Annotated in this window: 12 protein-coding genes; 5 read left to right on the plus strand and 7 right to left on the minus strand. The window is 64.7% G+C overall.

Annotation, left to right across the window (positions count from 1 at the left end; genetic code table 11):
• The first annotated feature begins 85 nt into the window (after positions 1–85).
• Positions 86–847 carry an isoprenyl transferase gene (locus tag IDT60_RS05610; RefSeq protein WP_164206350.1) on the plus strand — a complete coding sequence of 254 codons (762 nt, stop codon included), beginning with the start codon at positions 86–88 and terminating at the stop codon, positions 845–847.
• A gap of 282 nt (positions 848–1,129) precedes the next feature.
• Positions 1,130–2,554 (plus strand): PhoH family protein, encoded by a 1,425-nt coding sequence (locus IDT60_RS05615; protein WP_164201485.1) that lies wholly within the window; start codon positions 1,130–1,132, stop codon positions 2,552–2,554.
• A 51-nt stretch (positions 2,555–2,605) separates the two neighbouring features.
• On the opposite strand, the gene IDT60_RS05620 is transcribed toward IDT60_RS05615, so the two are convergent.
• Both IDT60_RS05620 and IDT60_RS05625 read right to left on the minus strand, forming a co-directional pair.
• Entirely contained in the window at positions 2,606–3,250 is a 645-nt protein-coding gene (locus IDT60_RS05620; protein ID WP_191081209.1) for a GNAT family N-acetyltransferase, read from the minus strand.
• Positions 3,251–3,300: 50 nt separating this feature from the next.
• The gene (locus IDT60_RS05625; protein ID WP_191081210.1) at positions 3,301–4,095 is read right to left on the minus strand and encodes a hypothetical protein; all 795 of its coding nucleotides are present in this window, start codon (positions 4,093–4,095) and stop codon (positions 3,301–3,303) included.
• Between the two features lie 61 nt (positions 4,096–4,156).
• Here IDT60_RS05625 and IDT60_RS05630 point away from each other — a divergent pair, with 61 nt between their 5' ends.
• The gene (locus IDT60_RS05630; RefSeq protein ID WP_164201481.1) at positions 4,157–4,714 is read left to right on the plus strand and encodes an A24 family peptidase; all 558 of its coding nucleotides are present in this window, start codon (positions 4,157–4,159) and stop codon (positions 4,712–4,714) included.
• 79 nt (positions 4,715–4,793) lie between these two features.
• Positions 4,794–6,215 carry an HNH endonuclease signature motif containing protein gene (locus IDT60_RS05635; protein WP_191081211.1) on the plus strand — a complete coding sequence of 474 codons (1,422 nt, stop codon included), beginning with the start codon at positions 4,794–4,796 and terminating at the stop codon, positions 6,213–6,215.
• Positions 6,216–6,448: 233 nt separating this feature from the next.
• On the opposite strand, the gene IDT60_RS05640 is transcribed toward IDT60_RS05635, so the two are convergent.
• The 5 genes from IDT60_RS05640 to IDT60_RS05660 all read right to left on the minus strand — a co-directional run bounded on the left by IDT60_RS05640 (position 6,449) and on the right by IDT60_RS05660 (position 11,816).
• Positions 6,449–8,179: an MDR family MFS transporter gene (locus IDT60_RS05640; protein WP_191081212.1), complete on the minus strand. Its 1,731-nt coding sequence runs from the start codon at positions 8,177–8,179 to the stop codon at positions 6,449–6,451.
• Positions 8,176–8,841, minus strand: a complete 666-nt coding sequence (locus IDT60_RS05645; protein ID WP_191081213.1) for a TetR family transcriptional regulator — start codon at positions 8,839–8,841, stop codon at positions 8,176–8,178. The genes IDT60_RS05640 and IDT60_RS05645 overlap by 4 nt, the downstream gene beginning before the upstream one ends.
• Positions 8,842–9,012: 171 nt before the next feature.
• Positions 9,013–10,434 carry a class II fumarate hydratase gene (locus IDT60_RS05650; protein WP_164201475.1) on the minus strand — a complete coding sequence of 474 codons (1,422 nt, stop codon included), beginning with the start codon at positions 10,432–10,434 and terminating at the stop codon, positions 9,013–9,015.
• A 77-nt stretch (positions 10,435–10,511) separates the two neighbouring features.
• Positions 10,512–11,126, minus strand: coding sequence for a carbonic anhydrase (locus IDT60_RS05655; RefSeq protein ID WP_164201473.1), 615 nt, complete (start codon positions 11,124–11,126; stop codon positions 10,512–10,514).
• Between the two features lie 9 nt (positions 11,127–11,135).
• On the minus strand, positions 11,136–11,816 hold the full coding sequence (locus IDT60_RS05660) for a DUF4245 domain-containing protein (RefSeq protein WP_191081840.1): 681 nt from the start codon (positions 11,814–11,816) through the stop codon (positions 11,136–11,138).
• A gap of 218 nt (positions 11,817–12,034) precedes the next feature.
• Here IDT60_RS05660 and glpX point away from each other — a divergent pair, with 218 nt between their 5' ends.
• Complete coding sequence (gene glpX / locus IDT60_RS05665; RefSeq protein WP_191081841.1) at positions 12,035–13,057, plus strand: class II fructose-bisphosphatase; 1,023 nt, start codon at positions 12,035–12,037, stop codon at positions 13,055–13,057.
• Positions 13,058–13,129 lie beyond the last annotated feature (72 nt).

Consider the following 13,129-nt stretch of genomic DNA (forward strand, 5'->3'; position numbering starts at 1 on the left):
CTCCGGCGCGTCCGGACCCCCTGCGGACGGTAGCCTAGGATGTGCAATGCCGTCGGACAGTATGGGAAGTCAGGTGAGTCTCCTCGTGGAGTTGGGCGGGTTCCTTTATGGCTTCTACGAGAGGCGACTGCTCCGCGAGCTGGCCGGGGGACGCATTCCCAAACACATCGGCGTGATGGTGGACGGTAACCGCCGGTGGGCCAAGCAGTTCAACGCGCCCACCAGCCAGGGCCACCAGGCCGGCGCGGACAAGATTCACGAGTTCCTCGGCTGGTGCCAGGAACTCGGCGTCAAAGTCGTCACGCTGTACATGCTGTCCACGGACAACATGAGCCGCTCCAGTGAAGAGCTGGACCTTCTGATGGGCATCATCGCCAACACCCTGGACCGGCTCGACGAGGACGCCGACATTTCAGTGAATGCGATGGGCGCCCCCGAGTTGCTCCCCGATTATCTGGCGGACCGGCTCAACAAGCTGACGGCCCGGACACCGGTTCATGAAAAGATCCATGTCAACGTTGCGGTGGGGTATGGCGGGCGCCGTGAGATCGTCGACGCCGTCCGGGAGCTGCTGCACGACGCCGTCGCCAAGGGCTCGGACATCGCCGCGCTCGCGGACAACCTTTCCGTGGACGATATCTCCCGCTTCCTCTACACCCGGGGCCAGCCCGACCCGGACCTGGTGATCAGGACCTCCGGTGAGCAGAGGCTCTCCGGGTTCCTGATGTGGCAGAGCGCCTACAGCGAGTTCTACTTCTGCGAGGCCCTGTGGCCGGCGTTCCGGAAGGTGGACTTCCTGCGCGCCCTGCGGGACTACGCCGGCAGGCAGCGGCGCTTCGGCACCTGAGCATCGCTGCTCGTGAGGGCGGCACCCGGGCGGGTTCCCGCCGTCGTCCGCGTTCATCTGGAATTCACAAACCGGCAACAGGAATCGCCGATCGCAGATTCGTGAAATTACTGGCGGTGGATTTACGTTGTAATCATCAGCAGGCAAAACCGCCGGCTGTTCGGGGAGGCCAGTACATGGAGCGAACTTTCGCACCGGTTGTATGGGAGGCCGCGTCCGGCCTCCAGGCCGAACCGCCTCACCAATAACACATCCGGGCATGTGCCCGGGGCTGGAGTCGATGTGGCTACTTCTGAACACCTGCCCGAGGTTACCTCCGAGGGACAGAAAGCTACCTCTCGCACCACGCGAGCCACCTCAAAAACCGGTGCAGTCAACAAAACTGCGGCCGGTTTTGCCGTCTCCGGAAGGGAAGCCACCATCAGCAGCTTCGTCATTGACACCTCTGTGCTGCTCTCTGATCCGCGCGCGCTGCTGCGCTTCGCCGAGCACGAAGTTATTGTTCCCATCGTTGTGATCACCGAACTTGAGGGGAAGCGGCACGACCCCGAGCTGGGCTACTTTGCCCGCAAGGCCCTCCGGTTGCTCGATGACCTCCGGGTGAAACATGGCGGCCTCAGCCATCCGATTCCCATCGGGGACGACGGCGGCACCCTGATGGTGGAGCTGAACCATGTTTCCGCTGAGGTGCTTCCGCTGGGGTTCCGCAGCGGTGACAATGACAGCCGCATCCTCGCCGTAGCCAAGAACCTGGCCAACGAGGGCCGGAACGTCACCGTGGTGTCGAAGGACCTGCCCATGCGGGTCAAGGCCTCCGCGATGGGCCTCACGGCCGACGAATACCGCAACGAGCTGGTGAAGGATTCGGGCTGGACGGGCATCGCCGAGGTGGAAGCGACCGAGGACGAGGTCAACACCCTCTACGGGCACGAGCCGGTCTTCATCCCGGCAGCCGCGGAAATGCCGGTCAATACGGGCCTGGTCATCCTCTCCAACCGGGGCTCGGCCCTGGGTAAGGTAGGCGCCGACAAGCAGGTCCGGCTGGTCAAGGGAGACCGCGACGTCTTCGGTCTGCACGGACGCTCGGCCGAACAGCGTCTGGCCATCGACCTGCTGATGGATCCCGCCGTCGGCATCGTTTCCATCGGCGGACGGGCAGGCACGGGCAAATCAGCTCTGGCCCTGTGCGCGGGCCTGGAAGCGGTGCTGGAGCGCCGCGAACACCGTAAGGTGATCGTCTTCCGGCCGCTCTACGCCGTGGGCGGCCAGGAACTCGGCTACCTGCCCGGCTCAGAGTCCGAAAAGATGAACCCCTGGGCGCAGGCGGTCTTCGACACCCTTGGCGCCCTGGTCAGCCAGGAAGTGGTGGAAGAAGTCATGGACCGCGGCATGCTCGAAGTGATGCCCCTGACCCACATCCGCGGACGCTCGCTGCACGACGCCTTCGTGATCGTCGACGAAGCCCAGTCACTGGAGAAGAACGTCCTGCTCACCGTGATGAGCCGCATCGGCCAGAACTCAAAGATCGTCCTGACCCACGACGTTGCCCAGCGCGACAACCTCCGGGTCGGCCGGCACGACGGGATCGCCGCCGTCGTCGAAACCCTGAAAGGACATCCTCTCTTTGGTCACATCACCCTGACCCGCTCCGAACGCTCACCGATCGCAGCCCTGGTCACGGAACTGCTGGAGGGCGCCGAGATCTAGCTCAGCGCCAAGGGCCGTGGCTCCGTTCGTCGGGCCACGGCCCGGCACACGTTAAGCGCCGAGAGACGCCGCTGCGGCTTCGTGGCCTTCGACCTTGAGGGTCCAGTCGGGGCGCTTGAACGTTGCCGGGGTGAGGCGGACTTTCTGGACGTCGACGGCTTTGCCGCCCCAGGACGTGCGCGTGGTGCCGTTGAGTTCGTAGCCGAGGGAGCGGGAGACGCCCAGGGAGGCGGCGTTCCAGGCGGCGGCTTCCGATTCTGCGACCTCGGCGCCGAGCCGGTCGAAGGCGTACAGCGCGACGGCGGCGCGCATTTCCTTGCCGAGCCCCCGGCCGTGGACGGACTGCTTGAGCCAGGATCCGGTGCTGACAGTTTTGAGGATGGCGAACTCCTTGGCACCAATGTCCTGGCAGCCGATGAACTGGCCTTCGTGCCAGATGCCCAGGAGAAGGGTCCAGTCCGCAGGGGTGGCTTGGCCGCGGCAGCGCCAGTACCACTGCGCCATGTTGCTGCCGAGTGTTTCCGCTGGAAGTTCCGTCCACGGGTTGCTGAAGGGGTTCCGCCCGGGATCATGGATGCCACTGGCTGCCGCTGCGACGGCGGCGGGAATGTCGTCGTCGGTGATAGGCCGGAGCACCAGCCGGGGTGTGGTCAGGGTGAGGCCGAAAACCGGCCAGAGTGAAGTCAGCGGGGTCATCAGGGAAGCGTAGCGGACCGCCGGAGCGGCCTGCATGTCAACGGCGCAGGTTAGGCGCGGATATCCCAACTGATGTGGCGCCGGACGTCCGTGAGGTTCATGGACTCCGCCAGGAAGAGATCGTCCAGCATGTACTCGTCGACCGCGATGATTCGAAGCCAGTGTCCGTAATCCGACGTTTCGGATTCCAGAGACTGGCTTGCCACACACACGGCCGTCTCCAGGTCGATCCTCACCCGGTTCCTGCCGGGCTGGCACAGCGGTGCTGCAGAATCAGCGGGGCGGTAGGAGACGGTTGTGTTGACAAGAGCCTCGAGTGCCGGCCGTCCCTCGTGCTCGACCCGCCGGACTTCGCTTATTTCCAGCGGGTTGCTGCCGGGAAATTCCAGGGGGACGGGAGCGTTGCCCGCCAGCTCCACGGGATCGAGTGCAGCCGAAAAGCGGCCGTTTCCGAAGCCCGGTTCGCCGTACGCCGCCTCGGGGCGGCGCCTGACCAGCCCGCCGTCGTCGTAAACGGGCGCCACCAACTGCGGGGGAAGCAGCCACGACTTCCGTGTGGCGCTGATGTAGAGCCCGTCCTTCGAATCGTTGATTCCAGTGGTGCTGTGGAGGACCAGTCCGTCCGAGGTTTCCAGGCGGAGGGCGCCCGGCCTGCGCAGCCACGCGCGAACCAGCGGCGCGTCGGCGTCGGGGGCATCGGTAAATGGTTCGTCCCGGTATTCGAAGCGAAGGCTCTGCCATTTCCAGGGTGAAGACCTGCAAAGATTCCGGAACACCGTGGTCAGGTCCGCGGCCGGTTTGCCGCTGTCCGGATCCGGCCGGCGCCTGGTGTCCCATGTCGACATATCCACAGTGTACGCGTGGGTGCCGCCGCATGGACGGGCGGAATCCAGTAGCATCCGAGGGGTGATCCGACGACTGGACGAACTCTTGGATGTGGCCCCGCTGGCCTTCTGGCTGGTCCTGGCAGCGTGCCTCTATTTTGTCGTGATGGCTGCCCGGCTGACCGTCATCGACGTACGCCACCACCTGTTGCCCAACCGGATCGTTTTCCCGTCCTACGCTGTGGCTGGAGTGCTGCTCGTGACGGCCGCTATCGTCCTCGCTGTGGCCGGTTCCGGGACCCAAGGGGCGGCACTTGAGGGTGGGGCGGAGATCCTGGGCGTGCCCGCACTGCGCATACTCGGCGGGGGAGCGGTCCTCTGGGTCTTCTATTTTGTCCTGCGGCTGGTCTATCCGCCTGGAATGGGATTCGGTGACGTGAAACTGGCCGGTGTTCTGGGGATGTATCTGGGATACCTTGGCTGGGGCCACGTCTTTGCCGGCACCTTTGCAGCCTTCCTGCTGGGTGGACTGTGGTCCATTGCCCTGCTTGCGGCACGGCGCGGCACCCTGAAGTCGTCCATACCTTTCGGCCCTTTTATGCTCGCCGGTGCGGCCGCTGCCATGTTGCTGCCCGCCTGAGGCGTGCATTTTTGCCGGGTTATCCACATAGGCTTTTATCCGCACCCTAATTCTCAGTGCCCCGCAGGATGATGGGGGTATGGAAAGCGCGACGGCGGACGAGGTGTTGGAACCCATCACGGCCTCCACCGTCCCCGCCGCAGTCCGTCCAGATCACGGCGGAGCCGGCGGCGACGAATCCGGGGATGAGGTACTTTTCCCGTCAGATCCTTTACACCGGCGGAAGGACCGTTGCCTGGAACGGTTGGCCGGGATTGCACGGCTGGAGGCCCGGACCGCGGCGGAAAAGGTTCAGGTCATCGCGGAATTAGTCGAAGTCTCCACGGCGTTGGACCCGCCGGCGCAGTCGCCGCAGGAGGCCGCCGCACAGGAAATGGCGTTGGTGGCGGAGGTCGCGTGCGCCCTCACGGTCGGCGAACGGACCGCTTCAACCCTGCTGGCCGAATCGCACACCCTCACCGCTGACTTACCGTTGACCCTCGCCGCCCTGCAGGCCGGGGCAATTTCGTGGCAGCACGCGCGGGTCATGGTGGACGAGGCCACCAACCTTGACCCCTCCGCTGCGAAGGCTCTGGAAGCGCACTTCCTGGACCCCGACGCACCTAACCCTGCCCGTGGCCCCGCCGGGGAACTTGTTCCCTCCCGGTTCCGGCACAAGGCCCGGATCTGGCGGGAACGCCACCACCCGGTCAGCATCGAAAAACGCCATACCCGCTCCGTCGCGGACCGGCGCCTGGAATACCGCCCGGACCGGGACGGCATGGCCTGGCTCTCCGCGTACCTGCCCGCTGACCGGGCCGCCGGGATCTGGAACCGGGCCACAGCCGCGGCCCGGGCGTTGCAGGGCCCGGACGAGGACCGCACCCTGACCCAGATGCGTGCCGATGTCGCCGCCACCCTGCTCCTCGGCGGGGCCGCTGACGATCCCCACGCAGGTGTCCCGTCGCCGCGGGCGCAGGTCCTGATTACCGTGCCCGTCATGTCCCTCCTTGGCGCCACGGACGAACCCGCCATGCTGGACGGGCATGGGCCGATTCCGGTCACCATGGCACGCAGGCTTATTGCCGATGGTGCCGAGTCGTTCCATCGCGTCCTCATCGACCCCCGGGACGGTGCGCCGTTGGAGATCGGGCGGACCAGTTACCGGGTCACCAAAGCCCAACGCCAATGGCTTCGCATGCGCGACGGGAAGTGCCCGTTCCCGGGTTGCAGCAACCCTTCCCTGGACAATGAAGCGGACCATCTTCTCGCGTGGGCCAACGGGGGAACTACCGGCATCAGCAACCTTGCCCAGCCCTGCCCGAAGCACCACAAGCTGCGGCACAGCACCGGCTGGACACCCGGCCCGGCTACCGCGGATCACCCTCCAGGCTGGATCTCACCCACCGGCAGACGCTACGCGAGCGAACGGCCCGACTGGGAACCGCCACATCTGCCGGACGAGTGGATCGCGGACCTTCAGCCGGGCCTTGTCGAAGCAGCGCCACGCCCGGATCCCTAATACGAGGTGTTCTCTGGAGGGCGGATATTGGGCTCGCCGAACATCCAGGCCGGGCGGCCGGACGCGAACAGGGGCGCCGCAACCCCCAAGATCGCGGCGCCCTGCGGGTCAGGCGCCCCTGCGGCTGAGTTGGTACTGCGTGAAACGGGGAGTCAGCTGCCTGCTCCGGTAAACCGGTCAACCTCCTGAGGTCTACCTCCTCCGGTCTACTTCCTCCGGTCTACCTCCTCCGGTCACCGAGGCTGGGAAACCAGTTCGCCGTGGTCGTCCTGTGTAACCTCAGAGCCGGGGCCGGCAGAAGCATCGGGAGTTCCTTTGTGCCCGGGAGCAGAAACCGTCTCAGACTTCCCGGTTAGCATGGCCAGATGCTCTGCCTCCAGCCGGTCGGCTTCCTCTCCGCCCACAGCTTCACCGCGGGCCACCATGCCGGCAGTGTCGGACAGGGGAATCTGCTTGAGGGTGATGGCAAGCAACAGGGCGACGGCGATGAACGGAATAAGGTACCAGAACACCGGCGCCAAGGATTCGGCGTAGGCATTGACCACGGCGTCCCGCAGCTGGTCCGGCAGTTGGCTCAGAGCCTGCGGATCCAGCGAACTGGTGGACTGAGCAGCCTGCTCCGATGACGCCCCGGCACCTGTGAAAGCGCTGGTCAGGGACTCCGAAAGCCTGTTGGTGAAAATGGCACCAAAGACTGCAACGCCCATGGCCGCACCCACTTCACGGAAGTAGTTGTTGGTGCTTGTGGCGGTGCCGATCTGGTCCGCCGGAACGGAGTTCTGCACCACGAGGACCACCACCTGCATGATCAGGCCCAGGCCGGCTCCGAAGATGAACAGTTGGATGCAGATGACCCAAATGGGTGTGGCGGCGGTCAGAGTGGTCATCCAGAGCATGGCGGCCATGGTGAAGGCTGATCCGAGGATGGGGAACATTTTGTACCTGCCGGTTTTGGAGATCCGGATTCCCGAGTAGATGGACGTGCCCATCAGGCCCACCATCATCGGAAGCATCAACAGGCCGGACTCCGCGGCGGAGGTGCCGGACGACATCTGCAGGAACGTGGGGACAAAGGCGATGGCGGAGAACATGCCCAGGCCCAGCGTGAACCCGATGGCCGTGGCATTAACGAAGATCCGGTTCTTGAAAAGGCTCAAGGGAATGATGGGATCCTCGGCGCGGCGCTCCACCATAACGAAGGCGGCGGCCGTGACGATGAGCCCGGCGCCGAATGCCCAGGTGAGCGGTGAATCCCAGCCCTCGTCCTTCTTGCCGCCGAAGTCGGTGAAGAAGATCAGGCAGGTTGTAGCGGCGGACAGGAGCACTACGCCCAGGATGTCGATCCGCTTTTCAGCCTTCTTGTTCGGCAGCGTCAGCGTGAACCACGCAATGGCAAACGCAGCGATGCCGATCGGGATATTGATGTAGAACGCCCATTCCCAGGTCATGTGGTCCACAAAGAAGCCGCCGAGCAGCGGGCCTGCCACGGCCGAGAGGCCGAAGACGGCTCCCAGCGGGCCCATGTACTTGCCGCGGTCCTTTGCGGGAACAATGTCGGCGATGATGGCCTGCGAGAGGATCATCAGGCCGCCGCCGCCCAGGCCCTGGACGGCGCGGAAGATGACGAAGCCCCAGAAATCGGTGGCCAGGGCGCAGCCCACGGAGGCCAGGGTGAACAGGGCGATGGCGACCAGGAAGAGATTCCGCCTGCCCAGGACATCGCCGAACTTGCCGTAGATAGGCATGACGATCGTGGTGGCCAAAAGGTAGGCGGTGGTGATCCATGCCTGGTGCTCCACACCGCCGAGCTTGCCCACAATGGTGGGCATGGCGGTGGAGACGATGGTCTGGTCAAGGCTGGAGAGCAGCATGCCGGCGATCAGCGCCGAGAAGATGATCCAGATCCTTTTCTGGGTCAAAAGCAGCGGTGCGGCCGCCGTTTTGGAACTGACGGGGGTGCTCATGGGCGTCCTTCTGAGGGTGCTGGTTTGTCAAAATGCTGGGAGAAGAGTTGGCTGGCGGCTGAGAAGTTTTCCATCAGCAGCACGGCGTAAGGGCGGGTGTTGCCGTCGGAGAAGTAGGCCATGCTGCTTTTCCGGGCGATAGTGCCCAGCAAGGCAACAGCCATCTGCACAACGGGGTGGTCAGGGGACACGCCCTCACGGCGGGCCACGTCGCGGGCGAACTGCGCTTCCCGTTCCTCGGTGGCACCAATGATGCGGAGCATGAGCTGAGGTTCTTTTTTGATCACTCCGATCAGCTGACGGGTTTCCTCCTCCGAGGCCGCCATATTTTCGGAGAGTTTCAGCGAGAGCCCGATCAGGTCCTGCAACAGGGTGGGGGAGATCTCACCGGACGCGGACGGTGCGCCGCCGGCGATGAAGACCTCGATCACGTCCTGGGGTATTTCGTCGTCCACATGGCCCAGGATGGCGTCTTCCTTCGTGGGGAAGTAATTGAAGAACGTGCGGCGGGAGATTGCTGCCAGTTCGCAGACCTCCTCCACGGTGTAGCCGTTCAGGCCGCGCTCCGCTGTCAGTTTCCGGGCGACGGCGGTTATCGCGGCCCGCGTGGCGGCGCGCTTACGCTCCCGCAGACCGCCTTCGATTTCTGCACTTTCATTCACAGAGTAAACTTTTGCACTAAATCAGAAATAGTGCAAACTTACGTCTGCATCCGGAAGAGGGCGAATCAACACCGGGACCCTTGCCGGGCGCCGCGGCCTTAACGCAAAACGGCCCCCCACCTTCGCGATGAAGGTAGGAGGCCGCCGTCGTAATTAAGGAGCCGGTGGGAACTATGCCTTGTGCGGCGGGCGCGTCATGGACATAACGTCCAGCGCGGTGTCCAGCTGCTCTTCGGTGAGTTCGCCGCGCTCCAGGAAGCCCATGGCCACCACGGTCTCGCGAATGGTCAGGCCCTCAGCCACAGCCTTCTTGGCGATCTTGGCTGCGTTCTCGTAGCCGATGTGCTTGTTCAGCGGTGTGACGATGGACGGTGAGGCTTCTGCCAGGAAGCGGGCGCGCTCCACGTTGGCGGTGATTCCGTCGATCATCTTGTCGGCCATGACGCGGCTGGTGTTGGCCAGCAGGCGCACGGATTCGAGCAGGTTGGCGGCCATGACGGGGATGCCGACGTTCAGTTCGAAGGCGCCGTTGGTGCCGGACCAGGCAATGGCGGTGTCGTTGCCGATGACCTGGGCGCAGACCATGATGGATGCCTCACAGATGACGGGGTTGACCTTGCCCGGCATGATCGAGGAACCGGGCTGCAGATCCGGGATGGCGATTTCGCCGAGGCCGGTGTTGGGGCCGGAGCCCATCCAGCGGAGGTCGTTGTTGATCTTCATAAAGGAGATCGCGATGTTGCGCAGCTGGCTGGAGGCCTCGATGAGGCCGTCGCGGTTGGCCTGGGCCTCGAAGTGGTCGCGGGCCTCGGTGAGGGGGAGCCCGGTGTCGGTGGCCAGCAGTTCGATGACGCGCTCCGGGAAGCCGGCAGGAGTGTTGATACCGGTGCCCACTGCCGTGCCGCCGAGCGGTACCTCGGCAACGCGGGGGAGTGAGGCGTTGATGCGCTCGATGCCGTAGCGCACCTGGGCTGCGTAGCCGCCAAATTCCTGGCCGAGCGTCACCGGGGTGGCGTCCATCAGGTGGGTACGGCCGGACTTGACGACGTCCTTGAACTCAACAGCCTTGCGCTCCAGCGACTCGGCCAGGTAGCCGAGGGCCGGGATGAGGTCGTTGATCAGGGCGGACGTCGCGGCCACGTGGACCGAGGTGGGAAAAACGTCGTTGGACGACTGGGAGGCGTTGACGTGGTCGTTCGGGTGGACAACCTTGTCACTTCCGGCGGCCTTGAGTGCGCGGGTGGCGAGCTCGGCGATGACCTCGTTCGTGTTCATGTTCGAGGAGGTGCCGGAGCCGGTCTGGAAGACGTCGATGGGGAAGTCGCCGTCGTACTTGCCGGCAGCAACCTCATCGGCGGCCTCTGCAATTGCCTTGGCCAGCTCGCCGTCGAGCACTCCAAGTTCTGCGTTGGCCTGGGCAGCCGCCTTCTTGACCCGGGCGAGGGCTTCGATGTGCGCGCGTTCCAGCGTCTTGCCGGAGATGGGGAAGTTCTCAACTGCACGCTGCGTCTGTGCACGGTACAGGGCGTTCACGGGGACGCGGACTTCGCCCATCGTGTCGTGTTCAATGCGGAATTCTTCAGTGGAAGTCATGGGGCTAGCTTAGGACGATGTGCGCCCGGGGCTAAAACCGTGAACCGCATTGCTACGGGGCCCGGTCAGGGGCTGGCTTAGATCTCGCCGATCCCCGAAACCACGTTCGCCCGGCCCTCGGCGAGGCTGTAGGACAAGCCGATCACTGCGGCGCGGCCGTCCTCGATTGCGGCGGAAATCACACGCGAGCTGTCCACGAGGCGCTGGGATGTCTGCTTGACGTGCTCCACCACCATGTCGTTGACCTCATGTTCGTCGTTGCGCAGGGATGTCAGGACCGAGGGGGTAATGCGCTCCACGAGGTCCCGGATGAAGCCTGCCGGCATCTGCCCGGTTTCGACAGCATCCTTTGTGGCGCTCACCGCACCGCAGCTGTCGTGCCCAAGGATGGCGATCAGCGGCACGCCCAGCACGCTGACGCTGTACTCGAGGGAGCCGAGGACAGCGTCGTCAATCACCTGGCCGGCGGTGCGCACCACAAAGGCGTCACCCAGCCCCAGGTCGAAGATGATTTCCGCGGCGAGCCGTGAGTCGGAGCAGCCGAAGATCACAGCAAAGGGATGCTGGTTCTCGACAAGCGAGGAGCGGCGGGACGCGTCCTGGTTCGGGTGCGACGATTCGCCGGCAACGAAGCGTTCGTTGCCTTCGCGCATGCGGCGCCAGGCGAGGGCAGGTGTCAGGTATGTGGCCACTGGCCTACCTTACGGCGCCGGGCTGGCTGACGGTGAAACCGTTACGGCCGGGTTGCTGTCCATGGATCTCACGACGGCGTCTGCCAGGACAGCGAACTCGTCCAGTTGCGCGGTGCCTGTAAGGACAACGGTGGTTCCGCGGTAGTCCAGGATCATGCTCTTCTCGCCTTTTCCGGCGTCACGGAGTTCCCAGGCCTGTCCGCCGGCGTCGCGGGTTCCTGTGACCGGCGCGCTCTTGGTCTGCTGCAGAAGCCACGTGGGGTTGGACTGCCGGGTCTGGATCAGCCCGATGAAGGAGTCCTTCGGGGTGATGTAGCCCACCTCCCACATGGGAACGCCACTGTCGCTTCCGGACTCCCAACGGGCGTAATTTGGCCGGTAGGCGTTTGCGGTGTCGGGCGCGGCGGGTGTGAATCCTGCCACATCGGCGGCGTTCCGGGCTGACGCGCTGACGTCGATGTCCGGGCGGAAGCCGTCGCTCTTGGGGAGCGGGTTCATCAGGACAATGGGCAGGAAAGCGGCAATGCTGACAAGAAGGGCAATGATCATGCCGATCACCGACGCATTGGCGCGCTTGGCGGCGGCAGCCGGGATAACGGGCTTTACGGGAGGGTAATCACCGTTCGGCGCGTCGTGCCTGTCGGGCCCGGAGTCCGAGGGGTCTTGTCCGGCGTTGGTCTTTTCCTGCATTTCACTCACCCCTCTATAGTCGCGCATGCACAGGCCCAACTCACATTCGGCCTTGTGGACCGGTGAGACGGTCCATGTTGCGGGCGGACGTCATGGCGGCGCCCTCGGCTGGCGCCGCGACTATGATCAGTAGCAGAGGAATCATCGCTCGGCTGAATCCGGCTGAACGGGTCCAATGATCGCCACTCGAAGAAGAGGTTCACGTGCCAGCAACGCCTATGACCCAGCAGTACTCCACGCTCTCCCCCTCACTTGCTGTGGGTATTGACGAGCCGGACCGCAACCTTGCCCTTGAGCTCGTCCGCGTCACCGAAGCCGCAGCCATCGCCGGCGGCCACTGGGTCGGTTTCGGCGACAAGAACAAGGCTGACGGCGCCGCTGTCGACGCCATGCGCTCCTTCCTCCACACCGTCCACTTCAACGGCGTTGTGGTCATCGGCGAGGGCGAAAAAGACGAAGCCCCCATGCTGTTCAACGGCGAGCACGTCGGCGACGGCACCGGTCCCGAGTGCGACGTCGCCGTGGACCCGATCGACGGCACGCGCCTCACCGCCCTGGGCATCAACAACGCCCTCGCGGTACTCGCAGTGGCTGAACGCGGCTCCATGTTCGATCCCTCCGCCGTGTTCTACATGGAAAAGCTCGTCACGGGCCCGGAAGCTGCCGACATGGTCGATCTGCGGCTCCCGGTGAAGCAGAACCTGCACCTGATCGCCAAGGCGAAGGGCGTGAAGGTCAACCAGCTCAACGTCATGATCCTGGACCGCGACCGTCACCGTCCGCTGGTCGAGGAGATCCGCGAAGCCGGTGCCCGCACCAAGTTCATCATGGACGGCGACGTCGCCGGCGCCATTGCCGCAGCCCGCTCCGGCACCGGCGTTGACGCCCTCATGGGTATCGGCGGCACGCCTGAAGGCATCGTTGCCGCCTGCGCCATCAAGTCCCTCGGCGGCGTCATCCAGGGCCGGCTGTGGCCCACCAGCGACGACGAGAAGCAGAAGGCCATCGACGCCGGCCACGACCTGGACCGCGTGCTGTCCACCAACGACCTCGTGTCCAGCGACAACTGCTACTTCGCGGCCACGGGCATCACCGACGGCGACCTCCTCAAGGGTGTGCGCTACTCCAAGGACAAGGTCCTGACCCAGTCCATCGTGATGCGCTCCAAGTCCGGCACCATCCGCTTTGTCGACGGCGAGCACCAGGCCAGCAAGTGGGAAGGCTACGCCCGCAAGAACTAGTTCCGGGCATAGCGGAACAACGCCACACCGCTCCGGCGGTGTGGCGTTTTTCGTGCCTGTGCCACGGTGTGC

The sequence above is a fragment of the Pseudarthrobacter sp. BIM B-2242 genome, assembly GCF_014764445.1.
GTDB lineage: Bacteria > Actinomycetota > Actinomycetes > Actinomycetales > Micrococcaceae > Arthrobacter > Arthrobacter luteus_A.